This is a genomic window from Methylobacterium variabile (assembly GCF_001043975.1).
In the GTDB taxonomy this organism is placed as follows: Bacteria; Pseudomonadota; Alphaproteobacteria; order Rhizobiales; family Beijerinckiaceae; genus Methylobacterium; species Methylobacterium variabile.
Map to the genome: position 1 here is coordinate 1 of NZ_LABY01000036.1, position 25,937 is coordinate 25,937.

A 25,937-nucleotide genomic window follows, 5' to 3' on the forward strand; every position below is an offset into this window, starting at 1 on the left:
GCAACCCGGTCCGGGCCGACGACCTGGTGCAGGACACGATGCTGAAGGCCTGGCAGAACCGCGACCGGTTCGAGTCCGGCACCAACCTCAGCGCCTGGCTGTTCACGATCATGCGCAACGCCTTCTATTCGGAGCATCGCAAGCGCTCCCGGGAGGTCGAGGACAGCGAGGGCGTCTACTCGGCCCGCCTGACCTCCGCCCCCAACCAGGGCGACCGCCTCGACGTGCAGGACCTTCAGGCCGCCCTCAACAAGCTGGTGGCCGAGCAGCGCGAGGCGCTGATGCTCGTCGCCGTCGGCGACCTCTCCTACGAGGACGCCGCCGCGCTGATGCAGTGCAAGGTCGGGACGGTGAAGAGCCGGGTCTGCCGGGCCCGCGACAAGCTGGCGGAGCTCCTCGGCTACAGCGGCGGCGAGCTCGGGGCCGACCGGCTCACCCGCTCCGTGATGGGGCATTCCGGCGCGATGGCGCTCGACGGCTGAGCCCCGGACCGGTGCGAGCCGGGACGGGAACCCGCGCCACCCCGGTCCGGAACATCCGGTGGCCGTGACGGTTTCGGCTTTCAAGTCGCGCCTGTAGATTCGGACGGGACGCGTCGGCCCATTGCGGTCCGGTCCCTCGTGGATCGCGCCCGCGAAACGGCGGGGAGCGGCCGTCCCGCCTCGCTGGAATCGACCCTTCGGACGGTCCTCGACGCGCCGGGGTCGGATGCAGTGCGGTCCGCTGCCGTGTAAGAAACAGCTAAATTGTTGGCGCCCGATGTAATCGTGCGCATGATTTTCGGACAAGATGACGGTCGGTCGTTGACCCCCGATCACCCTCTGAGGCCGAGGCAACTGTGAATCATGGTCCCGGCGACACAAGAAAAAATACGTCTAAAGTCGATATCACCACAAAAATTCACTTCGATAGATATCATAAGACTTAGGGTAAAATGAAATTTGTTATAGAGGGGGATAGTATGAAACCCACTTCGGCGTCGCCGCCTGGTCCGGAAGAAATGCCTCAGATTCATTCTCGCAATGTTCGAAACAGGACAGACATGGGATTGACCTATCGTTAGACCAAACCCAAGCTTGCTCCGGTGGCGAGGATGCGCACGTGCCGCGGTCGTCGACCTCCAGCCGGACCCGTGAGGCGAGCCCCAGATTTCCGGAGACGACGACCTTGAATGCGCCGGACGAGCCGCGGACCCCCGAGGCCACCCTTTTCGAGGGCAACCTCCTGCTCGAGGCCATTGCCGTGAGCGACCGCGCCCTGCTGGCTCCGTATCTCGAGCGGGCGCAGCGCACCCGCGGCGCCGTGCTGTTCCGCGCCGGCGAGGACGTCTCCCACGTCACCTTCCCGCTGAACCAGACCACCGTGACCCTGGTCTCGCGGATGCGCGACGGGCGCATGGTCGAGACCGCGACGGTGGGGCACGAGGGCGCCGTCGGCGGCGTCGTCAGCCACGGCTACCTGCCGGCCTTCAGCGAGGCGGTGGTGCAGGTCTCCGGCGCCGTGCTGCGCCTCGACGCCGAGCGACTGACACGGGCCAAGATGGCCTCGCCCACCCTGCGCGACCTGTTCGTGCGCTACGCCGACTGCCTGCTCGCCCAGGTGCTGCAATCGGTGGCCTGCAACGCGGTCCATCCGATCGAGGAGCGCTGCCTGCGCTGGCTCCTGACCTTCATGGACCGGCTCGGCACGCCGGTCCTGCCGGTGACGCAGGAGATGCTGGCCGAGATGCTCGGCGTGCGCCGCACCTACCTCACCGGCGTGCTCGGGTCACTGCAGCGCCGCGGCCTGATCGCGGTGCGCCGCGGCCAGATCACGATCCTCGACCGGGCCCGTGCCGAGCACTCCGCCTGCGAGTGCTACGGCAAGGTCCGGCACCATTTCCGCACCGTGCTCGGAGCGGTCTACGCCGAGAACGGCGCCATCGTGGCGGTCGACCCGACGCAGCGTCACGAGTAACGCGGTGTCCGGACACTCCCGTCGGGGGTGCGCTCAGGCGACGAGCTTGAGCCCGAGGATGCCGAGCACGATGAGGCCGATGCAGCCGAGCCGCGCCGCCGTCGCGGGCTCTCCGAACAGCGCGATGCCGAGGAGCGCCGTGCCCACGGTGCCGATGCCGGTCCAGATCGCGTAGGCAGTGCCGACCGGCAACGTTCGCAGGGCGAGCCCGAGCAGCGCCAAACTCGCCACCATGCTGAGGCCGGTGACCAGCGACGGCACGAGGCGGGTGAAGCCGTCGGTGTACTTGAGGCCGATCGCCCAGCCGACCTCGAGCAGGCCGGCGACGAGGAGAAGGATCCAGGCCACGGCAACGTCCCTGTCATGAGCAGGGCCGTCCCTGCGGATGGTGGCACCGCCCCCGGCTCCGCGACCGGTCCGCCGGGCAGCCGGGCCGTCCCGGCCCGCTTCAGATGGGGCCCGTTCGGCCGCCCGCAACCGTCACCGTATCGACTGAGGTCCGCTCCCCACGCGCCGGACACGGCCGAGTCGCGCGGCCGTCTGCAACGCAGCCATGCGGCGAGTGCGGTTTGACAGCCGCGTCCTCCTCTCGGATCATCCATATCACGGACATAATGTCCACAATATGGAAAATTACGGAGGAGACGATGGGCGCTGCCATACCGGACAAGGGATCTCCGGGAGACCCCGCCGCCGGGCTCGACGCCGCCACCCTGCGGAGGATGCCCTACCAGCTTCCGCAGCCGGCGGAGATCAGGCCCGACCTCGTGGTGGCGCCGGCGATCCCGGAGGACGACCGCATCTGGGTGCCGCAGGCCGACAGCGTCTGGTTCCGGCCGCTCTGCCTGAACATCTCCGCCGGCTACTGGATGAATCTCCTGAAGGTCCGCAAGGCCGGCATCCTCAGCCGCCACCGTCATCCCGGCCCCGTCCACGCCTTCGTGCTCAAGGGCAGCTGGCGCTACCTCGAGCACGACTGGGTCGCCAGCGAGGGCGCCTACGCCTTCGAGCCGCCGGGCGAGACCCACACCCTCGTGGTCGACGAGGGGGTCGAGGAGATGATCACCTACTTCCAGGTCAACGGCTGCATGTACTACGTCGACCCGTGGGGCCGGCACACCGGCTACGAGGACGTCTTCACCAAGGTCGACATGTGCCGGGCGCATTACGAGGCGGTCGGCCTCGGCGCCGACTACGTCGATCAGTTCATCCGCTGAGCGCAGGCGGACCGCGTCACCAAGCGTAAAACAGAGTGGGAGGACCGGAGCGCGATGTCGTCCGGCAAGTCGCGGCGCCTGCGCTGCATCCAGTGGGTTGCCGTCGCCTTCCTGACGGCGGCGGGAATCATCAACTACGTCGACCGCTCGGCGCTCTCGATCGCCAACACGGCGATCCGAGACGAGATGGCCCTCGGCCCGGCCGAGATGGGGTGGCTGCTCTCGGCCTTCTCCCTCGCCTATGCCTTTTCGCAGCTGCCGGTCGGCGCACTTCTCGACCGGTTCGGGTCGCGCCTCATGCTCGGGGCCGGGATGTTCTTCTGGTCCCTGGCGCAGCTGGTCTCCGGCTTCGTCACCAGCTTCCAGCAATTCGTGCTGGCGCGCGCGATCCTCGGCCTCGGCGAGGCGCCGCAATTCCCCGCCGGCGCCAAGACGGTGAGCGAGTGGTTCTCCCTGCGCGAGCGCGGCACGCCGACGGGCATCTTCGTCGCCTCGTCCTGCATCGGGCCCTGCATCGCCCCGCCGCTGCTCACCGCGATGATGCTGGCGTTCGGCTGGCGCTGGATGTTCGTGCTCACCGGCCTCGCCGGCATCGTCGTGGCGGTGGGCTGGTACCTCGTCTACCGCAACCGCGCCGAGGTGGCGCTGACGCCGGAGGAGACCGCGCATCTCGACGAGGGCGCCCGGGCGGAGCCGCCGGCCCAGCGCATGACCTTCGCCGAGTGGCGCGGCCTGTTCGCCCACGCCACCACCTGGGGCATGATCCTCGGCTTCATGGGCGTCATCTACATGGTCTGGCTCTACCTGACCTGGCTGCCGTCCTACCTCGAGCATGAGCGGGGCCTGAGCGTGGCGCGCACCGGCTGGGTGGTGGCGATCCCCTACGTCTTCGGCACGATCGGCATGCTGTGCGCCGGCCAGGCCGCCGACCGGCTGCTCGCCCGGGGCGCCAGCATCGTCGCCAGCCGCAAGTGGCCGGTCTGCATCGGGCTCCTCGGCGGCGGCGCCTTCACGGTGCCGGCGGCCTACACCCCGAGCGTGACCCTGGCGGTGGTCTACATCTGCCTGGCGATGTTCTTCATCAACATGGCGAGCGCCGCCGCCTGGATGATGGTGAGCGTCGCGGTGCCCAAGCGCCAGGTCGCCTCCCTCGGCAGCATCCAGAACTTCGGCGGCTACTTCGCCGGCTCGTTCGCCCCGGTCATCACCGGCTACATCGTCCAGGGCACCGGCTCCTACGTCAACGCCCTCCTCGCCGCGGCCGCCGTCGCGGTGCTGGCGGCGGTCGCCTACATCGCCCTCGTGCGCAAGCCGCTGGAGGGCAGCGAGACCCTGATCCTGACGGAGCGCCCGGCATGACCTTCACCCCCGACCTCCTGGCGGGCCGGAGCGCCCTCGTCACCGGGGGCACCTCCGGCATCGGCGCCGCCATCGCCGAGGCGCTGGCCCGCCTCGGCGCCCAGGTGCTGGCGGCCGGGATCGGCGCGGAGGCCTGCGCGATTCCCGCCGGCCTCGCCCTCACGGCGCACGAGCTCGACGTCACCGACGGGGACGCCGTCGCGGCCCTCGTCGGGTCCTGCGCCCGGCTCGACGTCGTGGTGAACTGCGCCGGCATCATCCGGCGGGGCGACGAGCACCGGCCCGAGGTGTTCGAGCAGGTCATAGCGGTGAACCTCACCGGCACGATGCGGGTGTGCGCCGCCGCGCGGCCCAAGCTGGCGGAGAGCCGCGGCACGATCGTCAACACCGCCTCGATGCTGTCCTTCTTCGGCGGCGGTCTGGTGCCGGGCTACAGCGCCAGCAAGGGCGGGGTGGCGCAGCTGACGAAGTCGCTCGCCATCGCCTACGCGCCGGACGGCATCCGGGTGAACGCGGTGGCGCCGGGCTGGATCGCTACACCCCTGACGCAGGCGCTGCAGGACGATCCCGCCCGCGCCCAGCCGATCCTCGCGCGCACGCCGCTCGGCCGCTGGGGCACGCCGGCGGACGTGGCGGCGGCGGTCACCTTCCTGGCGAGCCCGGCCGCCGCCTTCATGACCGGGGTGGTGCTGCCGGTCGACGGCGGCTACCTCGTCACCTGACGCCGCACTGACCCGAGAGGAACCGCTCCCGCATGGGCTCCGACGACGCCGATGGAGGGCCGAGCCTGCGTCCCGAGGTTCCGGGCACCGCCGCCTTCGGCAAGTTCATGCGGGTGCTCCAGGCCGTGGCGGACGCGCCCGAGGACGCGACGGTCGCCCGTCTCGCCCGGACGACCGCGCTGCCGCGGCCGACGGCGCACCGCATCGCCGCCGCCCTGGTCGCGGAGGGCCTGCTGACCGAGGACGAGGGCGGCCGCCTGCGCCTCGGCCCGCGCCTCGTCAGCCTGGCCTTCCAGTCCTGGGACGGCTCGCTGCTGCGCCAGGCAGCGCGGGAGCCGCTCCTGCGCTTGCGCGACGACCTCGACGAGACCGTGCACCTCGCGGTGCCGGATTTCGGCGAGATGGTCTACATCGACAAGCTCGAGAGCCACCGCACCGTGCGCATGGCCTCGCGCATCGGCACCCGGGTGTCGCTGCACACCAGCGCCGTCGGCAAGGCCTGGCTCGCGACCCTGCCGGAGCACGAGCTGGAGCCGCTGCTCGAGCGGCTGCAGCGGCCGGCGCACACGTCCCACAGCATCACCGATCCCGCGACGCTGCGCCGCGAGATCGCCGAGACGCGCCGGCGCGGCCATTCCCTCGACCTGCAGGAGAACGAGCTCGACATCTGCTGCTACGGCCGGGTGCTGCGGGGCGCGGGAGGCCGGGTGCTCGGCTGCATCAGCGTCAGCCTGCCGAAGTACCGCTTCGAGACCCTGGCGCCCGAGACGGTGCTCGCGGCGATGCAGACCTGCGCCGAGGGCGTGGCGCGGGTCGCCGGCGCGGCACGCCCGGCGGACTGATCGTCCGGGAGGACACGCGCCGCATGACCGCGCAGATCCTGGACGTCGTGATCCTCGACGGTCGCAGGTGCCCCCTGCCCTCCGCGCCTTCGCCGTTCCCGCCCGGGTTCGACCTGCCGCCGGGCCAGTTCTTCTCGGGCGCCGACCACCGCAACGTGCGCGGCTACGGCGCCGTCTGGCAGATCGTGGACGGCCGCCTGCTCGTGGTCGGATTCGGCGGCACGGTCGAGGCATTCCCCGGCGGGGACCGGCAGATCGGCATGCGGGAGGTCTACGGAACCGAGGGTCCGGTCTGGGCCGAGTGGGTCAGCCGGACCCTGGTCATCCCGGTCGGCGAGCCGGTCCACGATCCCGAGGGCTTCCGTGCGCCCACCTCCACCGCCTCCTGCGAGGTGCAGGTGCTCCATGGCCGCGTCACCGGCATGACCACGCGCGCGGCCGCGGAGCGTCCGGTCGCGTAGGTTCCGGCCCCGGCTCAGGCCGCCCGCACGGTGTCGAGGAACCGGCGCACCTCCGCCGTGAGGTTCTCGGACTGGCGCGACAGCTCCGAGGCCGCGTCCAGCACCAGCGAGGCCGCCGCGCCCGTCTCCTCCGCCGCCCCGGCGACACCGGCGATGTTCGCCGACACCTCCCCGGTGCCGGCGGCGGCCTGGGAGACGTTGCGCACGATCTCCTGCGTGGCGGCGCCCTGCTCCTCCACCGCCGCGGCGATCGAGGTCGCGACCCCCGAGATCTCGCGGATGCGGCCGCCGATCGCCCCGATCGCCCCGACCGCCTGCTGCGTCGATCCCTGGATGCGCCCGATCTGCGCGGTGATCTCCTCGGTGGCCTTGGCGGTCTGGCCGGCGAGTTCCTTGACCTCCGCGGCGACGACCGCGAAGCCGCGGCCCGCCGCCCCGGCCCGGGCCGCCTCGATGGTGGCGTTGAGCGCGAGCAGGTTGGTCTGGGCCGCGATCGACGAGATCAGGCCGACGACATCGCCGATGCGGGCGACCGCCGCGCTCAGCTCCTGCACGAGGACCCCGGTCCGGTCGGCCTCCGTCACGGCGGCGCGGGCGAGCGCGGCCGAGCCGTCGACCTGGCGGCCGATCTCCTGGACGGAAGCGCCCAGCTCCTCGGCCGCGGCCGCGACGGTGCCGACATTGCCCGACGCCGCCTCGGCGGCGGCGGTCGCGTCCGCCGACCGGCCGGCGGTCTGCGTCGCCGTCGCCGTCATGGTCCGGGCGGTCGTCTGCAGCTCGGTGGCGGAGGACGCGACCCGGCCGACGATGCCGCCGACCGCCTGCTCGAACGCGTCCGCCATCTGGCGCATGCCCGACCGGCGCTGCTCCTCCACCGAGGCGCGCGACAACGCGGACTCCTCCTCTAAGGTCCGGCTGCGGATCAGGTTGTCCTTGAACACCTGGACCGCCCGCGCCATCCGGCCGACCTCGTCGCGCCGCAGCGTGCCGTCGATCGTCACCGCGGTGTCGCCGGCGGCGAGCCGCTCCATGGTGCGGGACATCGCGACGACCGGGCCGGCGACGCCGCGCTGCAGGATGAGCCACGCGAGGACGAGCGCCACGGCGCAGGCCGCGGTGGCGACGACCAGCGTGGTGAGGCGGGCGCTCTCGTCGGCTCCCGCCGCCGTCTCGCTCGCCTGCCGCATCATCGCCTCGGCGCCGGCCTCGATCTCGGTCAGGACGCGGTGGGCCGCCGACAGCGCGGGGTCGACGCGCTCGCGGCCGACCCGGAGCGCCTGGTCCTGCTGGCTGCCGAAGGTCTTGGTGATCAGGTCGTCCGTCGCCTCGAAGGCCAAGTTGAACTGGGCCAGGACCTGCTCGGTGCCCTTCGCCGCCGCGGGCATGAGCGCCTTCAGCCGGTCGAGCCGGCCCGGCAGCGCGGCGGCGATCGCCTTCGTTTCCTTCTCGAGGCTGTCGAGCTCGGTCATCGAGCTCTCCGAGACGATGCGGTTCACGACCGCGGCGTAGCGCGTCAGCTCGAGCTGGACTTCGGAGGCCACCCGGCTCGCGACGACCTCACGGCCGAGCACGTCCTGGTAAGTCAGGGCGATGTGGCTCATGCGCGACAAGGCGAAGCCGCACAGCCCGGCCAGCAGGACCAGCAGCAGGCCGACGGGGATCGAGGCCTTCGCGAGGATCCGCATGTTGTCGAGGCGAGAACGAGTCACGATGCCGCTCCGTCGGGGCAAACCTCGCACGTCCATGCCATGACAGAGTTGATCCGAGCTTAATGCACTCTTGCGCCGGGTCATCGAGACCCTGCGGCGGGCTGGGCTCAGCGTAATCGTTCGGTCTTCGAGGAAACCATCGTTCCACCGATCCAACCAGTGCCGGGCTTCACGGGACGATGTACAATGATGCATAGCCCGGCTTGGCATCAGGGCGCACGGCGAAGCAACGTCGCGGGCGGCGCGGTCTCGACAGACAACGCATACCCTTCCGTTACGTCGAAGCCCATCCTTCCGGGCCACGCCACTGGAAGGACCGGCGCGACGACGACGATGGTCTCGCGGTCGCCAATCAGCGGCTTCGGTCCGGCGGTGGCGAAGGGGCCTCTCGCGGGCGAGGCCCGTTCCGGGCCGCGGCAGCGCCCGCGGGTTAGTCGACGGTTACGCCGCCTCACTCCCAGCGGTCGATCCGGTAGCACGCCGTGCCGACCGCGCTCTCGACCCGGATCCGGTGATCGCCGTCCTGCCCGACGAGGAGTCCGTTGGCGGACCCCTCGGGCAAGCCCCAGTTCGCCGGGGGCGAGCCATTGACGTAGAGGTACAAGGAGACCGGGTTGCGCGCCTCGGGCCGATCCCATTGCAGGAGCGGCGGCGCCGCGGGATCGACGGCGGTGACGAGGCCGCAGAAGGTCATCCGTCCCGCCGCGAACACCCACATCCGCTGCGCCTCCGGGAGCACCTCGCGCGCGAACTTCGCCCAGGTGACCGCCTGCGCCGGCATGTCGAGCGAGCCGTCGGCGGCGCCCGTCGCCTTGGTCCTGAGATGCCCGAAGATCCCGTTGCCGCGGGGTGACGATGACGCCACCACCTCCGGCGCCGCTCCGCACGGTCGCCAGATCGTCGGGATGTCGTCGAGGCGCGCGGAGCGGCGGCGGAGGGCCGGCTCGAGGCCCAGCTGGGCGAACAGGCGCTCGGCCTGGGCGATGGTGCCCGCCTTCGGCGGCGCCTGCGGGCGTTGGTACTGGAGGGGGTGCATCTTGGCGTCGAAGCGCGCCTTGACCGTCGCGAAGTCGAGGCCGGCGGCGATGTCCTCCAGCAGCGTGCCGATCATCGCCCCGCGCGGCGTGCAGAAGCCGGGCGGCGCCGCGGCAACGGCACGCCAGAGGATCGCGTCCCGCTTGACGCCGGCCCTGCGCGGAATCTCGTCGTGCAGCCGCAGCAGAAACTCCGCCGGGCCGAAGGAGCAGGTGTGATACGGCCGGCGCTCAGGCGGCAGGTGGTCGAGGAAGACGGGGCCGAGGTCGGGCGCGTCGACCTCGAAGAGACGGCCGCCCGCCGCGAGGACCGCGTCGAAGCGTGTCTGGACGGAACGCGACAGCGCGTCGAACGCCGCCGCTTCGCTCGCACCGCCGTGCGGCGGCTCCCCATCGCGATGTTCGGTCATCCAGCCACCCTGGGGTCCGCTGCAACGCCCGCACTGGTACGATGAACGCTGCCCGGAGAGCAAAAGCCTGCGGTCCGCACGTCCCGTCCGCTCCGTCAGGCTCCCCGAAGGACAGGCTCGAACGGGGTCGGGCCACGGACGGCCCGGAATCCGGCTCCGGCCGCAGCGCGGCAACACTGTTCGTCACCTGCGGCAGCCCTTCACCCAGCCGATCCGACAGGGGGCGGGCCTCAGCCCTCGCGGTCGGCGCGGCGCAGCGACCAGACGAGGGCGCCGTCGGCGTCCACCAGCCACAGGGCGTTCACCTGCTCGTCGGCGGGCGACAGGTCGCGGGCGTTGACGAGGCGCACGGCCTCCTGCCGGTCGGCGGCGGTGATGATCTCGTCGATCAGCGAGGGCCCGATCTCCCCGTCCGTGGCGCGGATCGCCCCGCGCAGTCGGTATGCCGGCATCCGCCCCCCGTCGCGTCCCGCCCGCGTGTCGGCGCCATTGTCGGGCGGGGAAGTTCGCCGATCAAGGACCGGACGAGCCTCAGCCCCCGGCGAATCCGCCCGGCGCCGAAAATCGTCGGCGGCCGCCGACGACGCGCGGCTGCGCGGTGATACCGGCCACGCTCGCTGGTGCAATGGTGCGCCCGCACCAGATCGAGCCGCGCGATACCGGTACGCGGTCAGCCGGTGCGTCGGGCCGTCCAGCGCCCAGAGCATGGGCTGAGCCCGGCGAGGCTCCAGCGCCCGCTGCCGCTGGCGCCGCGCAGGCGGCCGGTGACGTCGACGCTGGCGAGGCCGCTGCGGATCGTGCCGGTGATGCGGCCGTCCGCGGCGGCACGCCCCGAGGCGTCGACCCCGTTGCCGCCGGCATCGTCCACGGTGCCGCCCCGGATGACGATCGGAAGTGGTAGGGACCGGTGCAACGACCGGTCTCGGTAGTCGCGACGACCGACCAGGCCCCATCGAAGCGGCTCGTCGCAAGGGCGTCGGTGGCCCAGCCGGCAATGGCGAGGAACAGGCCCGGCGCGACGGTTCGCGACAGGCGCGCGAGGACGTGTCCGAGGGGCGCGCCGGCCTTGAGGGCGAGGATCCGGTGACCGGCGACCCGCAGCTGGCGACAGATCGCGGCCTGCATGACGATGATGGCGGAACCCGGCGCTGAGACCGGTTCGCACGTCACTTCGTCTTTACGCACGGAAGCATCCATATCGACAGCGTACTCCTGCGATTGGCGGCGTGCTTTCGGCGCCCTGGATCGGGCAGTCCCATGGGGCAGCGCGCCCGGCAGGCGGTGACGGGACTTATTTCTGGTCACCGGCAATTACGTCAATGATACGAATTTACCGGTGAAAGAAGCTGTCGCCAGGGAACCCGCTCGCGCGCGATCCGTTTGTGCTCCGCTGCCGCATGGGGCGGCGTGTACGAGCAGGGATCGGGCGAGCCGTGACCGCGGGCGTCGACAGGCATGAACTCCGGCAGATCATCGCCGGCCTCAGCGAGGGCGTGATCCTGGTCGAGCCCGACCAGACCATCGCCTACGCCAACGAGGCCGCGCTCGCGATGCACGGCGCCGAGAGCCTGGACGAGATCGGCCCGACGGTCGACGCCTACCGGGCCCGCTTCGCCCTGCGCTACCGCAACAAGCGCGCGCCGGAGAGCTACCCCATCGAGCGCGTCGTCGCCGGCGAGCGCTTCCATGACGTCGTGGTCGAGGTGACGCGCACCGACAAGCCGGACGTCGCCTTCGTCCATTCGCTCCGTAGCCTCGTCGCGACGGACCGGGAGGGCAAGCCGAGCTGCCTCGTGCTGATCCTCAAGGACGTGTCCGACCAGTTCGAGGCCGAGGAGCGCTTCGAGCGGACCTTCAACGCCAACCCGGCCCCGGCGGTGATCACGCGGCTGTCGGACCTGCGCCACGTCAAGGTGAATGCCGGCTTTCTGGAGATGACCGGGCACACCCGCGACGCGGTGATCGGGCGCAGCGTCTACGAGGTCGACGTGCTGGCCAATGCCCGAAACCGCGACCTGGCGGTCGCGCGGCTGAACGAGGGCGGCACGATCCCGCAGATGGAGGCGCGCCTGGACCTGCCGGACGGCGGCAGCCGCTTCGTCATCGTGGCGGGCCAGCCGATCGAGATGGGCGACGAGCCCTGCATGCTGTTCACCTTCGCGGATCTCGAGCTGCGCCGGAAGGCCGAGACGGCCCTGCGCCAGAGCGAGGAGCGCTTCGCCAAGGCGTTCCGCCTGACCCCGGTGCCGACCCTGCTGGCGCGGGCCGAGGATTTCCAGGTCACCAGCATCAACGAGTCCTTCGGCCGGGTCTTCGGCTTCGGCGAGGACAAGGTCGTCGGCCGCTCGCCGGGGGAGATCGGGCTGTGGGTCTCGGACGAGCAGCGCCAGCGCTTCGAGGCCGCGCTGGCGCGGACCGGCTACGTGCTGGGCCTGGAGGTCTGCCTGCGGCACGAGAACGGGGTCGACCTCGACTGCCTGGTCTCGGCCGAGCGCGTCACCATCAACGACGGCGAGTTCGTGCTGCTGGTCCTGCAGGACATCACCGAGCGCAAGCACACGGAACGGGAGCTGTTCGACGCCATCGAGACCGTGATGGCGGACACCTCGTGGTTCAGCCGGGGCCTGATCGAGAAGCTGGCCAACCTGCGCCGGCCCGGACGCGAGGCCCCGGGCGCCGCGGTGCCCGACCTGACCCTGCGCGAGCGCCAGATCCTGAACCTGATCTGCTCCGGGCTCGACGACGACGGCATCGCCCGCAAGCTCGGCCTGTCGCGCAACACCGTGCGCAACCACGGTGCCGCGCTCTACCGCAAGCTCGGCGTGCACCGGCGGACGGAGGTCATCCTGTGGGGGCGCGAGCACGGCTTTCCGCTGCAGGCATCTGGTAGCTGAAGTTTAGCCTACCAGTATTTCCTTACCATTGAACGCGCGTGGAGGGCGCACATCTGCAGGCCGGTCGGAGTCTTCTCAGTCACCGCGAGGTGCTCATGACCAAGCGCGCGCCATCGACTTCCACCGAGCAGGTCAAGAGCTCGGTGAAGGAGGCCATCGGCAAGCTCACCGGCGACGTCCGGGTCGAGGCCGAGGGCCGGCGTCGGAAGGGCGAGGACCGGCCCCCGGACGGGGGCGGATCTCGCAAGAACTGACGCAGACGCCATCCGTCGGTCCCGCGCGGGACCGTCGTCCCGACCCACCACCACAGGAGAATCCAGATGGTTGATACGGATCGCATCACGGGTGCCGCCAAGGAACTCGGCGGCAAGCTGCAGGGTGCCGTCGGCGACCTGACCGGCTCGCACCGCGACTCGGCCGAGGGCCGCTTCCGCGAGGCGCAGGGCGCGGCCGAGAACGCCTACGGCCAGGCCAAGGACACCGTCCGCCACGCCGCCGACCGGGCCCAGGACTATGCCGGCGAGGCCCAGGACCACGCCGAGGACGCCTACGAGCGGGGCAGCCACTACCTGCGCCGCGGCACCCGCCAGGTGAGCCACCAGGTCGCCGAGTACCCCCTCGCCTCGCTGGTGATCGCCGGCCTCGTGGGCTTCGGCCTCGGCCTCCTCGTCAGCGCCAACCGCGACTGAGACCACGCCCGCATCGCGGCCGGCGGCCGCGAGCCCCGGGGCCGCCGCCCACCGATGCACGAACGACCTCGGAGTAACGACGTGACCCTCCAGACCCCCGTCTCCCCCCTCGCGGCCGCGGCGCAGGCCGACACGCGCGCCGTCGTGCTCAACCAGGTCTCCTGGGGCGCCATCTTCGCCGGCGCCGTCACCGCCCTGGTGACCCAGGTGATCCTGAACCTCCTCGGCGTGAGCCTGGGCCTGGCCTCGGTCGGCACCAACGCCGCCGACAACCCGGCCGCCTCGACCGTCTCGATCGGGGCGGGCCTGTGGTTCGTGATCTCGGGGATCGTCGCCTCGGTCGTCGGCGGCGCCATCGCCGGACGCTTGTCCGGCAAGCCGCTGCCGGGCGCGGCCGCCCTGCACGGGCTCGTCGCCTGGGCGGTGACGACCCTGGTGGTCATCTATCTCCTCGCCTCGGCGGCGAGCGGCCTCGTCGGCGGCGCGCTGAGCACGGTGTCGGGCGCGATCGGCGGCGCCGGCAACGTCGTCGGCGGCACGGTGCAGACCGCCGCCCAGGCCGCGGCGCCCTCCCTGTCCAAGATCTCGAACCCCCTCGAGGGCATCGAGGACAAGGTGCGCCAGCAGGCCGCCGGCCAGGACCCGCAGGCCGCCCGCGACGCGGCGGTGGCGGCGGTGCGCGCCCTGATCACGGGCGACGCCTCGCAGAAGCAGCAGGCCGAGGCCCGCGCCGCGGACGCCCTCGCCAAGGCCCAGAACATCCCGGTCGAGCAGGCCCGCCAGCAGGTCCAGGACTACCAGAAGCAGTACGACGAGGCGGTCGCCACCGCCAAGCGGAAGGCAGAGGCCACGGCCGTCGCCGCGAAGTCGGCGGCGACGCAGGGAGCGTTCTACGCCGCCCTCGCGCTGATCCTCGGCGCGGCCGCCGCCTTCTTCGGCGGCCGCCTGGGCGCCCCGACGCCGACCACCCCGCTCGGCACCTACGACGCCCGGCGCGTCTGACGCATCGCCGGCTCCCGCCGAGACGGGCGGGAGCCGCCCCGACCCGCACCGATCCGAAGCAGGAGAGACTCCGATGAGCAGCACCACCGACAAGCTCAAGGGCCTGGCCAACGAGGCCGTCGGCAACGTCAAGCAGGGCGTCGGCAAGGTCGCCGGCAACGACTCGCTCGTCGCCGAGGGCAAGGCCCAGGAGCTGAAGGGCGAGGCCCAGCGCACGGTCGGCGAGGCCAAGGACGGCCTCAAGCCCGTCGCCGACGCCGTCACCGGCCGCAAGTGAGCCGCGACTGAGCCGCGACGCGCCAGGCGCGCCGAGACCCGGCGGCGGGACCCTCCCGCCGCTCTTCCCCGATCCGACACTCAGGAGGACAGCATGAACCGCGACCAGTTCCAGGGCGCGTCCCGTCACCTGAAGGGCCGCGTCCAGACCGCCCTCGGCAGCCTCGCGGGCGATCCGGTCCGGCAGGTTCGCGGCGCCGCGAACCAGGTGGCCGGCGGCGCACAATACGCCTACGGACGCGCCCGCGACCAGGCGGAGGATCTGGCCGACGACGGCCGCCGCCTCGCCCACGCCGCCCGCAAGCGGGCCGACGACCTGGTTCAGGACGGGCGCCACGCGGCCCGCACCGTGCGCCGCCGCGGCGAATCGTATGGCCGCCAAGCCCTGCACTACGCCGACGGCCACCGCACCAACACCCTGCTCGGGATCGCCGCCCTCGCCTTCGCGGCGGGATGGCTGGTCCGTCGCTCGCGCTGACACGAGGGAGATGACACGATGCTGCGCAAGATCTTCACCCTGCTCGTCCTGCCGAGACTGATCGCCTATCTGAGCCGCCGCGGCTCCCGCGGCCGGCACGGCCGGACCTCCTGATCCTTCTGCCGGGGGGCATGGCGCCTGCCGGGGTTCCGCTTCGTCCGCGCCGGAGGATCGCCGCAACCTGCGTCGGTCACGCAAGGTCGAAGGGCGCCGCCACTGCCCGCAGCCTCGTCGGTCGTCGTCCGCGTGACGACCGACTGGCGAGGCCCGCGCGTTCCTGCCGGGAATGGGACGCGTCGCATCCGTGCCGACCCGATCCATCCCCTGTTCTCCGGGAAGCCGAGCAGATCCCAACGCCGAGGCCGTCGCGCCGCCCCGACGACTCAATCCAGTCCGGCAAGTTCTAGCTTGTTCGAACTAGCTCCGAAGATTTTCCTTCGGGAGCGGAACCGCGCGCATTTTCATCGCCGCCCCGCGCGGACCTCTGTACTGTCCCGATGCCGGTTGCGGCAGGGGAAGACTGAACCATGAACAAGACGATGCTCGCGGCCCTGGCCGTCGGATCGGTGCTGCTCGGCAGCGCTCCGGCGCGGGCCGAGGCGATGCAGTGCGCCGAGGTGAGCCAGCACCAGGTCGAGGGGCTGTTCGACCGCTGGAATACGTCGCTGGCGACGCTCGACCCGGCGAAGGTCGCGGCGAACTACGCCCCCGACGCGGTGCTGCTGCCGACCGTGTCCAACACGCCGCGCACCGATCGGGCGATGATCCAGGACTACTTCGTCCACTTCCTGCAGAAGCACCCGCAGGGCGTCATCAACACGCACACCATCCAGGTCGGCTGCAACCTGGCGACGGATGTCGGCACCTACACCTTCCTGGTGGACGGGAGGATCCCGGGCGAGCAGGTCGTGGTGCCGGCGCGCTACAGCTTCGTCTACGTGCTGCGGGACGGCGAGTGGCTGATCGCGCACCACCATTCCTCGGCGATGCCCGAGCCGGTCGTCGCGGTCACGGCCGCCGCCAAGGATCACTGAGCCGCATCAGGTCCGGGGCCGCTCCGTGCGGCCCCTTCCGGCTCAGTTGGCGTCGCAGGGCTCCGCCTCCATCAGGTGAGACCGGAGAGTGAGTTCGCGGGTGTCGATGCCGATGCCGGGGCGGGCCTCGCTGGTCGGCGGGTGGCTCAGCATCGTGCCGCAGAAGAGGCCGGTGGCGAGGGCGAGGGCGCAGAGAGCGGTCAGAGCACGCATGTGGGCCTCCTGACGGCCCGCCGATCCGCAAGGCCGGGTTGGACAAGGCATCGCCCCGAGCGGGCAACCCCACGCGCGATCCCGCGACGTCACGACTCGTCCGACGCCGTCGTTTCATCCGCGCACGATCGTTCGCAGGTCTCGGGCGGGCGTCGAGCAGCAATCACCGGCCCGATGAAGCAGAGGGCCGATTTGCGTACGTTTTCACGCCCACTTTATTCCAGGCAAGACCATAGGGAACGAAGAGCGCCGTCGTCATCCCTCATTCGGATGAGACGGCGGCCTAGGTCATGCGTGCAGGGTTTCTCGATCGCTTGCTTCGAGCGACCGGTGCGAGGCCGCCGCATGGCGGAGGATCGGCGTTGCTGAAGCGGGTGGAGCGAAGCTCCACCACGCCGTCCTCCGGCCCTTGCTCCACGATCTTCCCGCTCGACCGGCGTCGGAACGGCTCGAGCGGACGTCGTCTCACTCCGCCGGCAAGCGTCGGGCGGGATCCGGCTCGGGCCGGCTCGCGGGGAGGCGGCCGCGGCGGAGCGACAGCACCAGCCGGGTCGCGCCGGTGCCGAGGCGGTCCATGTAGAGGTAGAGCACCGGGGTGATGAACAGGGTGAGCAGCTGCGACACCAGCAATCCGCCCACCACGGCCACGCCGAGGGGCTGGCGCAGCTCGGCGCTGGCGCCGTGCCCGATGGCGATCGGCAGCGTGCCCATCACGGCGGCGGCAGTGGTCATCATGATCGGGCGGAAGCGCAGGGCGCAGGCCTCGCGGATCGCCGCCGCCGGGGTCCAGCCCTGCTCGCGCTGCAGCACCAGGGCGACGTCGATCATCATGATGGCGTTCTTCTTCACGATGCCGATCAGCATCAGCACGCCGATGATCGCGATCACCGAGAGGTCCATCCCGTAGAGCTGGAGCGCGCCGAGCGCCCCGATCGCCGCCGCCGGCAGGCCGGTGAGGATGGTGAGGGGGTGGATGAAGCTCTCGTACAGGATGCCGAGCACGAGGTAGATGGTGATGACGGCGGCGGCGAGCAGCAGGCCCTGGTTGGCGAGCGCGTCCTGGAACACCTGGGCGGTGCCGGCGAAGGTCGTGGTGATGGTGCCCGGTACCCCGAGCCCGGCCTTGATCTCGGCGATGCGGTTCACCGCCTGGCCGAGCGCCACGCCGGGGGCGAGGTCGAACGAGATCGTCACCGCCGGCAGGAGGCCGAGCTGGTTGATCGAGAGCGGGCCGGGCACCCGGGTGATGCTGGCGACGGCCGAGAGCGGCACCAGCCGGCCGCCGGACGCGCGCAGGCGGATCTCGTCGAGGCGGTCGGCGGTCCAGTTCAGGCGCGGGTCGAACTCGGTGATGACCTGGTAGCTGTCGGCGGTGCCGTAGATGGTCGAGATCTGGCGGGTGCCGAAGCCGGTGTAGAGGGTCTGGCGGATCTGGTCGGAGGTGATGCCGAGCGCCTGGGCCTTGTCGGTATCGACGGTGATCTTCGCCTGCAGCGCGGCGTTCTGAAGGTCGCTGGTGACCCCCGCGAAGGTGCCGCGCTCGCGCGCCAGGGCCTCGGTCAGCCGCTCGGACCAGCGCTCGAGCTCGGGCCGGTTCAGGCCCTGCACGACGTACTGGTACTGGCTCTTCGACTGGCGCCCGCCGAGGCGCAGGTTCTGGACCGGCGTGATGAACGAGGTCAGGCCCGGCACCGCGGCGAGGTCGCGCCGCAGCTCCGCGATGGTGCGGCTGAGCGGCGGGCGCTGGTCGCGGTCCTTCAGCTCGACGAAGAACGAGCCCTGGTTGAGGGTGCCGGAGAAGCCGTTCGAGCCCGCCCGGCTCACCACGTGGGCCACCGCCGGGTGGCGGGCGAGGATGACCTCGGCCTCGTGCTGGAGGGCGCTCATCGCGTCGAACGACACGTCCTGCCCGGCCTCCGTGGCGATCTGGAGCTGGCCGATATCCTCGGAGGGGAAGAACCCCTTCGGGATGACGACGAACATCCAGGCGGTGAGCGCCACCGAGGCGAAGAACACCATCAGCACCGCGAAGGGCCAGCGCAGGCAGAGGTCGACGCCGCGCTCGTACCCCGCCTGCATGCGCGCGAAGCCGCGCTCGAACAGGTTCTTCTTCTGCCCGTGCCCGGCGGCGTCCGCCGGCAGGCGGGCGGCGAGCATCGGGGTCAGCGTCAGCGAGATCACCGCCGAGGCGACGATGGCGATCGTCACCACGATCGCGAACTCGTTGAAGATGCGCCCGACGACGCCCCCCATCAGCAGCACGGGGATGAACACCGCGATGAGCGAGATGGTGATCGACAGGATGGTGAAGCCGATCTCGCCGGCACCCTTCAGCGCCGCCTCGAACGGCTTCATCCCCTCCTCGACGTGCCGGACGATGTTCTCCAGCATCACGATCGCGTCGTCGACGACGAGGCCGACCGCGAGCGTGAGGCCCAGGAGCGAGATGTTGTCGATCGAGTAGCCGAGCAGGTACATCGCCCCGAAGGTGGCGATGATCGAGATCGGCACCGCGACCGACGGGATCAGCGTCGCGGCGAGCCGGCCGAGGAAGAGGTAGATCACCGCGACGACGAGGCCGATGGTGAGCACGAGCGTGAACTGCACGTCGTGCACCGCCTCGCGGATCGAGACCGAGCGGTCGTTGACGACGTCGATGGTGCCGCTCGATCCCAGCTGCTCCTGGAACTTGGGCAGCATGGCGCGGACGCGGTCGACCACGTCGACGGTGTTGGCGTCGGGCTGGCGCTGGACCGCCAGCACCAGGGCGCGGGTGCCGTCCTTCCACGAGGCGATGCGGTTGTTCTCGACCGAGTCGATGACGCGGGCGACCTCGCCGAGGCGCACCGGCCGGCCGTTGCGCACCGCCACGATCACGTCGCGGAACGCGTCGGCGTTCATCAGCTGGGTATTGGTCTGGATGGTGAGGTTCTGGCCCCTGCCCTCGACCACGCCGACCGGGGTCGAGGTGTTGGCGTTCTGGATGCCGGCCTGGACCTCGTCGACGCCGATGCCGCGGGCGGCGAGCACGTTGGGGTCGAGCTGCACCCGGACCGCGAACTTCTGGCTGCCGTAGATCAGCACCTGGCCGACGCCCGTGATGGTCGAGAGCGACGGCGAGATCACCGTCTGGGCGAAGGCGTCGAGCGACGGCAGCGGCGTCGTCTCGCTCGACAGGGCGAGCAGGATCACCGGCGCGTCGGCCGGGTTGAGCTTGCGGAAGCTCGGCGGGATGGTGAGCTCGACCGGCAGGCGGCGCAGGGTGCGGGTGATCGCCGCCTGCACGTCGGCGGCGGCCTGGTCGATGTTGCGCGACAGCTCGAACTCGACGGTGATCGAGGTGAAGCCCTGGTAGTTGGTCGCCGAGATCGTGGCGATCGCAGGGATCGTCGAGAACTCCTTGATCAGCGGCGTCGCCACCGAGGCGGCCATCGATTCGGGCGAGGCGCCGGGAAGCTGCGCCGTGACCGAGATGGTCGGGAAGTCCACGGTCGGCAACGCCGCCACCGGCAGGAAGCGGTAGGCGAACAGCCCCGAGAGCGTCAGCGCGATCGAGAGCAGGATCGTGGCGACGGGCCGGCGGATGAACGGGGCCGAGATGTTCATGGGTGACGCCTACTCGATGCGCGTGGGGGCGCCGGGCGCGGCGGCTTGATCAGCGGAGACTTGCGCCTCGGTGGCGTCCTGCGGGCGCTCGCTGACGGGCAGGCCCGGCCGGACCCGGAACTGGCCCTCGATCACCACGCGCTCGCCGGTCTTCAGCCCCTGCGCCAGGGCGGCGCGGCCGTCGCGGGAAGCCAGCACCTCGACGCCGCGGCGCTCGACCGTGCGGTCGGGCCGAACGACCCAGACGAAGCTGCCCTCCTGCCCCGGCTGCACCGCCGCCTGGGGCACGGTCACGGTGCTGGGCCGCGAGCCGAGATCGACCTCGACCCGGACGTACTGGCCGGGCCACAGCCGGTCGTCCTCGTTCGGAAACAGGGCCCAGGCGGTGACGGTGCCGGAGGCCTGGTCGACGCTCGAATCGACGAAGGACAGCCGGCCCGTCGCCAGCACCGCCTCGCCGCCGCTCGGATAGACCCGCACCGGCGCGGTGCCGGGCCGGGCCAGCGCCGCTCGCAACCCGTCGAGCTCGCGCTCGGGCAGCGAGAATGTGGCGCGCAGCGGCCGCATCTGCGTGATGGTGACGAGGCCGGTGCCGGCGGATTCGTTGCCCTTCACGAGGTTGCCGGTGGTGACCCGCACGGTGCCGAGGCGGCCGGAGATCGGCGCCCGCACGGTGGTGTAGTCGAGCCGGACCTTGTCGGCCTCGATCGCGGCCTGGGACGCCGCGACGTTGGCGGCGGCGACCTTGGCCTCGGCGGTCGCGACGTCGAACTGCGCCTGCGAGGCGGAGGAGCGGGACAGGAGCTCGCCGACGCGGCGGACGTCGTTCTGGGTGCGGACCTGGGTCGCCTGGTCGCGGGCCAGAGCCGCCTCGTCGCGGGCGAGCTGGGCCCGGATCTCGCGGTCGTCGAGGCGGTAGAGCACGTCGCCGGCCTTCACGACCTGGCCGTCGCGGGCGAGCTGCTCGACGATGACGCCGTCGATCCGCGGTCGCACCACCACGCTCGCCATCGGCTCGACCCAGCCCACGGCGGAGCGGGTGAGCGCGAGGTCGGTGACGCCCGCCGCCACGGTCGTGACGACGGGGCGGGAGGCGGCGGGGTTCTGCGGCGGCACCGGCGGCGCAACCGGCGGCACGAACGCGGCGGGCAGGTGCTGGGCGAGGCCAGGGGGCAGCGCCTCCCGGGCTGCGCTCCAGGCGGCGCGGGTGTCGCCGCCGTGGCGCTGCACGAGCCATCCCGCGCCGGCCGCGGCTGCGGCCAGGAGGACGAGGAGGAGGCGGATCATCGCGGGGCTCCTGTGCGCCGTGACGGCGCGGCGGCGGCGCTGAGGCCGTTGAGGAAGAAGTCGGCGACGGCGGCCGAGGCGGGTGCGCGCCGGCCGGTGCCGTGCACCGCCATGCGGATGCCACCGAGGATCATCAGCACGGCGAGGTCGACGTCCGGCACAGCGAGGTCGCCGGAGGCGACGCCCTCGCGCAGGAGGTCGGCCAGGGCGCCGCGCAGGCCGTCGAAGCCCTCGCGCAGCACGCGCCGGCTGCGCTCGCCGAACTCGGCACCCCGGCCCTCGATCGCGGTCAGCGCCGGCGAGAGGGCGCCGATCCGCTCCAGCGCCAGCCCGACCGCGATCCGCAGGCGCGCGGCCGCGTCGCGCTCGCGGATCGCCCCGACCGCGTCGCGCAGGTCGGCGAGCGTCCAGGCGAGGCCGGCGATGAACAGGGCTTCCTTGGTCGGGAAGTAGCGGTAGAGCGTCGGCTTGGCGACGCCGGCCGCCGCCGCGACCGCGTCCATATGGACGGCGGCGTAGGGCATGGCCGAGAACAGCCCCATCCCGGCTTCGAGGATGCGGCGGCGGCGCTCTGGATCATGCGAGCGGTCGACCTGCGGGCGGGCGACCCGCGGGCGATCGACGTGGCGTGCGGCGTCGCTCATGAAGGCCTGACTGAACTGACGGGTTCAGTTAGCGGCGTGACGCGCCGGCCTGGCAAGCACCGGTTCCTGCGACACGAAAGCGCAAGATGACCAGGGCGCGAATAATGGATGTCAGTACACCCAGTAGGTGTCGCCGCGCCGGAGCACCGAGAGCTTGCCCTTGGTGCTCTGCGCATTGTCGATCGCGCAGTCCAGCGCGCGATCTCGCGCGCCGATATCGGGAGGCCGCGCCGCAGATCTCACCCTGGACTTATCGACGGCGCGAGACGAGCGCGCCGGGTTCCGCTCTGCCCGGCGCCGCCCGCACGCCCAGGTCCCGGCCTCCCGCCCGCGGCGGGGACCAGGACGGCTGCGAGGATCGTGTACGGCCCCGTCCGGCTCGGCTCTCCGAGGCCGGACGCCGCGTCACACCAGGTGGAACGCGTGCGGCGCGAACAGTCCGACCGCCAGCATGGCGACGCCCGCCACGCCCAGCGCACCGCCCGCGAACGCGAGGGCGGCGATGCCGGTGATGACCTGGGCGGAGGCGAGCACGATGCCGATCTGGAAGGCGGCGGAGCCGAGCTCGTAATGATGGTAGCGGGCGAGGGAGAGGTCGCGCTTGGCCTCCGCGGCCTTGGCCTTGGCGGCGAGTTCCTTGCGGCCGTCGCCGGAGGCCGGGTCGGATTCCCAGCGCGCCATGGTCTTGGCCCATTCCTCGACCTGCTTCTTCACCGCCTCGGGCGGCGCGCCGGGCTCGAGGGCGACCTCCTCGCTGGCGGTCTTCAGCACGGTGGCGCGGATCGTGCGGGCCTGGAAGTAGGCCCATTGGTTCGCCGCCTCGACGTTGGCGCCGAGCGCGTCGGTCTGCGCGCTCTTCCCCAGGGTCTCGCCGAGGGCGAGGAACAGCGCCAGGATCGAGATCAGCAGCGCGACCTTCTTGTTGGAGGCGTCAACGGCCCCGTGACCACCCGACATCGTCGTCTCTCCCGAGCAAATCATGACGTGCGCGTTCCGCGCGCCTGTCTCGCGGAACCTTGCGACAGGACGAAGAACAGCCGGACCCGGCTCGCGCGAAGAGCCGAATCGGCACGGCGGCGCCTTCATAGCCGGGCCGCGGCGGCCTGCCAGCCCCCGCCCGCATCGGCGCGCGGCTTGCGGCCGGGCGCGCGACCGGGCAGGCCTGCGCGCCGGCCCCGCCCGGACCGGCCGGAGAGACGCCCTGATGCCGAACGCCCGCTTCCTCGCCCCCCTCCTCGCCGTCCTCGCCGCCGGTCCGGCCCGGGCCGAGGGGCCGGACTGGCCCGACACCTACCTGTCCCGCGTCGAGGCGGTGGCGGTGGTGCAGAGCCTCAACGCCGCCCTTCTGGCGAGCCGCAGCGCCACCGCGACCCTGGAGGGCTGGTGCGCGACCCACCGCATGGCCGAGACCCCGCGCCTCGTCGCCCGGCTGGAGCGGGGCGTCGACAAGCCGGCGAGCGAGGAGACCCGCCGCCGCCTCGCGGTCGGGCCCGAGGAGCCCCTGCGCTACCGCCGGGTGCGGCTCGCCTGCGGCGAGCACGTGCTGTCGGAGGCCGACAACTGGTACGTGCCGGCCCGCCTGACCCCGGAGATGAACCGGGTGCTCGAGACCACCGACACGCCGTTCGGCCGGGCGGTGTCGTCTCTCGGCACCACGCGCCAGACCGTCGGCGCCGAGCCGCTCTGGCAGCCCCTGCCCGAAGGCTGGGACCAGGCCGCCCCGCCGGCCCCGGCCTGCGGCCGGCTGACGGTGCCGGAGCGGCTGTTCAGCCACCGGGCGGTGCTGTTCACGGCCGAGCGCCAGCCCTTCTCCGAGGTGGTCGAGACCTACACCCGCGCGGTCCTGGACTTCTCCCGCGCCCCGCGCCCGGCCGACCCGGCCTGCCCCAGGCCCTGACCCGCGCCGGCCCCTTCCCCCGTCGGGCAGCAGACTTTCAGGCAGCAGACTTGCAGGCAGCAGACTTGCACCCGGAGCCGGAACCCCGATGCTCCGGTGCCCTATGTCAGTGCCTGGACGGGCCGGAGGGCGACCGACGCGGATGACCACTACGCTGACACTCCTCGATCTCTGCGGTGCCGTGGCGCTGCTGCTCTGGGGCATCCACATGGTCCAGACCGGGGTGCAGCGCGCCCTCGGGCCGCAGCTGCGACGCCTGCTCGGGGTGGCCCTCGGCAACCGCGTGAAGGCCCTGGCGGCGGGCCTCGGCGTCACGGCGCTCCTGCAGAGCAGCACTGCCACCGGCTTGATGGTGGCCTCGTTCGCGGGTGCCGGGCTGCTGGCGGTGGTGCCGGCGCTCGCCGCGATGCTCGGCGCCAATGTCGGCACCACCCTGATCGTGCAGATCCTGTCCTTCGACGTCGCCCGGGCCGCCCCGGTCCTGGTGCTCGTCGGCGTGATCCTCTTCCGCCGCGGCTCCGAGCCGCGCACCCGCGACCTCGGCCGGGCGGCGATCGGCCTCGGGCTGATGCTGATGGCGCTGGCGCGGCTGATGGAGGTGATCACGCCCTACGAGGACGTCCCGGCCCTGCGGATCCTGCTCGGCGCCGTGGCGACCGACCGGATCATAGCCTTCCTCATCGGCGCGGTGCTCACCTGGGCGGCGCATTCGAGCGTGGCGAGCGTGCTGCTCGTCATGTCCTTCACGCAGACGGGCGTGCTGCCCCTCGAGGCCGGCCTCGCCCTGGTGCTCGGGGCCAATCTCGGCTCGGCCCTCAACCCGGTGATCGAGGGCGCCCGGGACGGCGAGGCGGCCGGGCGCCGGGTCGCCCTCGGCAACCTGATCACCCGGACTCTCGGCTGCGCCGTGGCCCTGCCCTGCCTGGGGCTGATCGGGCCCGCCCTGGTGACGCTGCAACCCGACCTGTCGCGGGCGGTGGCCGACTTCCACACCGCCTTCAACCTCGCCCTCGCCGTGCTCTTCCTGCCGCTCCTCACCCCGTTCGCGGCCCTGCTGCGCCGGCTGGTGCCGGAGCGGATCGACGCCCACGATCCCGGCCAGCCGATCCACCTCGACGAGGCCGCCCTGGAGACGCCGCCGGTCGCCCTGGGCGCGGCGAGCCGCGAGGCCCTGCGGATGGCCGATGTCCTGGCCGAGATGGTGGGAGGGGCCGGCGAGGCGCTGACCGGCGGCGACCGCGGCCGGGTGGCGCAGATCCGGCGCATGGACGACACCCTCGACCGGCTGAACGCCGCCATCAAGGCCTACCTGGTCCGCCTCGATCCCGAGGCCCTGAGCGAGGCGGACGAGCGCCGGGTCGCGGCGCTGGTGGCCTTCACCACCAACCTGGAGCACGCCGGCGACATCCTCTCGCGCAACGTGATGACCCACGCGGCGAAGCGGCTGAAGCGCGGCCTCGCCTTCTCGGCCGAGGGCGAGGCGGAGGTGGGCGCGCTGCTGGCGCGGCTGACGGCGAACCTGAGCGCGGCGGGCGCCGCCTTCCTGACCGAGGACCCGAGGGCCGCCCGCCGCCTCGCCGACGAGAAGGCGGTCTTCCGCGACCTCGAGGCGCGGGCGACGGAGGAGCATTTCCGCCGCCTGCGCGCGGCGAGCGCCGCGGGCGGCCCGGTCCCAGCCGAGGCCGCCGCCCTCTATCCCGACCTCATGCGCGACCTGAAGCGGGTCAACGACCACCTCGTCGCCGGCGCCGCCTACCCGATTCTCGAGAGCCGGGGTGCCCTGCGGGCGAGCCGCCTCGAGGCGCCGTAGGTCCGCCACCGGCGCCCGGGCGGTGGGTGGCACCGGGTCGCCGCGCTCACCGTCGCGTCGGGGCACCCTGAACCGCGGACCGGGCCGCCCCCGGCCCATCCCGCCCCGGCATGCGTCGCGGCGTGCAAGTCGCCGCGCCTGGGACCGCAGGCGCGATCATCGTTCGACGTCGAATCGCCCTCGTCGGCCGACATCTCGCGCCGTCATCGACCAGGCTCGTGCGCGATTGCTCCGCGCATCGCCGCAGATCGGCGGGCATCGTCGATCCTCGACACGTCGAGCCCCTCGTGCCCGGACGGCCGACGGCCGCTTCCGGTCTGCCCCACCCTCCACCAAAGCGGTAGAAACCGGACCTCACCTCCACCAAGGGATGACGACGCCGATGCTGTCTCAACTG

At 71.9% G+C, this 25,937-nt stretch carries 26 protein-coding genes; 16 read left to right on the forward strand and 10 right to left on the reverse strand.

Annotation, left to right across the window (positions count from 1 at the left end):
• Both VQ02_RS06110 and VQ02_RS06115 read left to right on the forward strand, forming a co-directional pair.
• A partial coding sequence (locus tag VQ02_RS06110) for a sigma-70 family RNA polymerase sigma factor (RefSeq protein ID WP_048443277.1) occupies window positions 1–482 on the forward strand: 482 nt, incomplete at its 5' end.
• Between the two features lie 685 nt (window positions 483–1,167).
• Window positions 1,168–1,956, forward strand: a complete 789-nt coding sequence (locus tag VQ02_RS06115) for a Crp/Fnr family transcriptional regulator (protein WP_048443278.1) — start codon at window positions 1,168–1,170, stop codon at window positions 1,954–1,956.
• A gap of 33 nt (window positions 1,957–1,989) precedes the next feature.
• On the opposite strand, the gene sugE is transcribed toward VQ02_RS06115, so the two are convergent.
• Complete coding sequence (sugE, locus tag VQ02_RS06120; RefSeq protein WP_048443279.1) at window positions 1,990–2,304, reverse strand: quaternary ammonium compound efflux SMR transporter SugE; 315 nt, start codon at window positions 2,302–2,304, stop codon at window positions 1,990–1,992.
• Between the two features lie 374 nt (window positions 2,305–2,678).
• Here sugE and VQ02_RS06125 point away from each other — a divergent pair, with 374 nt between their 5' ends.
• The 5 genes from VQ02_RS06125 to VQ02_RS06145 are packed head-to-tail and all read left to right on the forward strand — an operon-like array spanning window position 2,679 to window position 6,557.
• On the forward strand, window positions 2,679–3,173 hold the full coding sequence (locus tag VQ02_RS06125) for a 2,4'-dihydroxyacetophenone dioxygenase family protein (protein WP_048443280.1): 495 nt from the start codon (window positions 2,679–2,681) through the stop codon (window positions 3,171–3,173).
• A gap of 54 nt (window positions 3,174–3,227) precedes the next feature.
• Window positions 3,228–4,532: an MFS transporter gene (locus tag VQ02_RS06130; protein WP_048443281.1), complete on the forward strand. Its 1,305-nt coding sequence runs from the start codon at window positions 3,228–3,230 to the stop codon at window positions 4,530–4,532.
• Entirely contained in the window at window positions 4,529–5,254 is a 726-nt protein-coding gene (locus tag VQ02_RS06135) for an SDR family NAD(P)-dependent oxidoreductase (RefSeq protein ID WP_048443282.1), read from the forward strand. The genes VQ02_RS06130 and VQ02_RS06135 overlap by 4 nt, the downstream gene beginning before the upstream one ends.
• Before the next feature lie 32 nt (window positions 5,255–5,286).
• Entirely contained in the window at window positions 5,287–6,096 is an 810-nt protein-coding gene (locus VQ02_RS06140; RefSeq protein WP_048443283.1) for an IclR family transcriptional regulator, read from the forward strand.
• A gap of 23 nt (window positions 6,097–6,119) precedes the next feature.
• On the forward strand, window positions 6,120–6,557 hold the full coding sequence (locus VQ02_RS06145; protein ID WP_048443284.1) for a hypothetical protein: 438 nt from the start codon (window positions 6,120–6,122) through the stop codon (window positions 6,555–6,557).
• 14 nt (window positions 6,558–6,571) lie between these two features.
• Here the strand turns inward: VQ02_RS06145 and VQ02_RS06150 are convergent, their stop codons facing one another.
• The 4 genes from VQ02_RS06150 to VQ02_RS06165 all read right to left on the reverse strand — a co-directional run bounded on the left by VQ02_RS06150 (window position 6,572) and on the right by VQ02_RS06165 (window position 10,623).
• The gene (locus tag VQ02_RS06150) at window positions 6,572–8,266 is read right to left on the reverse strand and encodes a methyl-accepting chemotaxis protein (protein WP_425339880.1); all 1,695 of its coding nucleotides are present in this window, start codon (window positions 8,264–8,266) and stop codon (window positions 6,572–6,574) included.
• 451 nt (window positions 8,267–8,717) lie between these two features.
• The gene (locus tag VQ02_RS06155; protein WP_053080254.1) at window positions 8,718–9,710 is read right to left on the reverse strand and encodes a hypothetical protein; all 993 of its coding nucleotides are present in this window, start codon (window positions 9,708–9,710) and stop codon (window positions 8,718–8,720) included.
• Window positions 9,711–9,940: 230 nt separating this feature from the next.
• Window positions 9,941–10,162: a hypothetical protein gene (locus VQ02_RS06160; protein WP_048443286.1), complete on the reverse strand. Its 222-nt coding sequence runs from the start codon at window positions 10,160–10,162 to the stop codon at window positions 9,941–9,943.
• Between the two features lie 218 nt (window positions 10,163–10,380).
• Window positions 10,381–10,623 carry a hypothetical protein gene (locus VQ02_RS06165; RefSeq protein WP_245239642.1) on the reverse strand — a complete coding sequence of 81 codons (243 nt, stop codon included), beginning with the start codon at window positions 10,621–10,623 and terminating at the stop codon, window positions 10,381–10,383.
• Between the two features lie 520 nt (window positions 10,624–11,143).
• On the opposite strand from VQ02_RS06165, the gene VQ02_RS06170 reads away from it, so the two are divergent.
• The 7 genes from VQ02_RS06170 (at window position 11,144) to VQ02_RS06195 (ending at window position 16,083) form a co-directional block, all read left to right on the forward strand.
• A complete protein-coding gene (locus VQ02_RS06170; protein ID WP_048443287.1) occupies window positions 11,144–12,604 on the forward strand; it encodes a helix-turn-helix transcriptional regulator in 1,461 nt (486 codons plus the stop codon).
• Between the two features lie 95 nt (window positions 12,605–12,699).
• A complete protein-coding gene (locus VQ02_RS35405) occupies window positions 12,700–12,858 on the forward strand; it encodes a CsbD family protein (RefSeq protein ID WP_083469083.1) in 159 nt (52 codons plus the stop codon).
• A gap of 66 nt (window positions 12,859–12,924) precedes the next feature.
• The gene (locus tag VQ02_RS06175; protein WP_048443288.1) at window positions 12,925–13,293 is read left to right on the forward strand and encodes a CsbD family protein; all 369 of its coding nucleotides are present in this window, start codon (window positions 12,925–12,927) and stop codon (window positions 13,291–13,293) included.
• Between the two features lie 54 nt (window positions 13,294–13,347).
• Window positions 13,348–14,295: a hypothetical protein gene (locus VQ02_RS06180; RefSeq protein ID WP_048443289.1), complete on the forward strand. Its 948-nt coding sequence runs from the start codon at window positions 13,348–13,350 to the stop codon at window positions 14,293–14,295.
• A 73-nt stretch (window positions 14,296–14,368) separates the two neighbouring features.
• The gene (locus VQ02_RS06185) at window positions 14,369–14,572 is read left to right on the forward strand and encodes a CsbD family protein (RefSeq protein WP_048443290.1); all 204 of its coding nucleotides are present in this window, start codon (window positions 14,369–14,371) and stop codon (window positions 14,570–14,572) included.
• A 93-nt stretch (window positions 14,573–14,665) separates the two neighbouring features.
• A complete protein-coding gene (locus VQ02_RS06190) occupies window positions 14,666–15,049 on the forward strand; it encodes a CsbD family protein (protein ID WP_048443291.1) in 384 nt (127 codons plus the stop codon).
• Window positions 15,050–15,576: 527 nt separating this feature from the next.
• On the forward strand, window positions 15,577–16,083 hold the full coding sequence (locus VQ02_RS06195) for an SgcJ/EcaC family oxidoreductase (RefSeq protein WP_048443292.1): 507 nt from the start codon (window positions 15,577–15,579) through the stop codon (window positions 16,081–16,083).
• A 42-nt stretch (window positions 16,084–16,125) separates the two neighbouring features.
• Here the strand turns inward: VQ02_RS06195 and VQ02_RS38060 are convergent, their stop codons facing one another.
• The 5 genes from VQ02_RS38060 to VQ02_RS06215 form a co-directional block, all read right to left on the reverse strand.
• A complete protein-coding gene (locus tag VQ02_RS38060; protein ID WP_167350714.1) occupies window positions 16,126–16,296 on the reverse strand; it encodes a hypothetical protein in 171 nt (56 codons plus the stop codon).
• 465 nt (window positions 16,297–16,761) lie between these two features.
• Complete coding sequence (locus tag VQ02_RS06200; RefSeq protein WP_048443293.1) at window positions 16,762–19,902, reverse strand: efflux RND transporter permease subunit; 3,141 nt, start codon at window positions 19,900–19,902, stop codon at window positions 16,762–16,764.
• A 9-nt stretch (window positions 19,903–19,911) separates the two neighbouring features.
• On the reverse strand, window positions 19,912–21,189 hold the full coding sequence (locus tag VQ02_RS06205; RefSeq protein ID WP_048443294.1) for an efflux RND transporter periplasmic adaptor subunit: 1,278 nt from the start codon (window positions 21,187–21,189) through the stop codon (window positions 19,912–19,914).
• The gene (locus VQ02_RS06210) at window positions 21,186–21,833 is read right to left on the reverse strand and encodes a TetR/AcrR family transcriptional regulator (protein ID WP_245239643.1); all 648 of its coding nucleotides are present in this window, start codon (window positions 21,831–21,833) and stop codon (window positions 21,186–21,188) included. The genes VQ02_RS06205 and VQ02_RS06210 overlap by 4 nt, the downstream gene beginning before the upstream one ends.
• Before the next feature lie 405 nt (window positions 21,834–22,238).
• Window positions 22,239–22,790: a DUF4337 domain-containing protein gene (locus VQ02_RS06215; RefSeq protein ID WP_048443295.1), complete on the reverse strand. Its 552-nt coding sequence runs from the start codon at window positions 22,788–22,790 to the stop codon at window positions 22,239–22,241.
• A 247-nt stretch (window positions 22,791–23,037) separates the two neighbouring features.
• Between VQ02_RS06215 and VQ02_RS06220 the strand changes: the two genes are divergently transcribed.
• Window positions 23,038–23,730, forward strand: coding sequence for a hypothetical protein (locus VQ02_RS06220; protein WP_048443296.1), 693 nt, complete (start codon window positions 23,038–23,040; stop codon window positions 23,728–23,730).
• 142 nt (window positions 23,731–23,872) lie between these two features.
• Window positions 23,873–25,540 (forward strand): Na/Pi cotransporter family protein, encoded by a 1,668-nt coding sequence (locus tag VQ02_RS06225; protein ID WP_048443297.1) that lies wholly within the window; start codon window positions 23,873–23,875, stop codon window positions 25,538–25,540.
• Window positions 25,541–25,937: the final 397 nt, after the last annotated feature.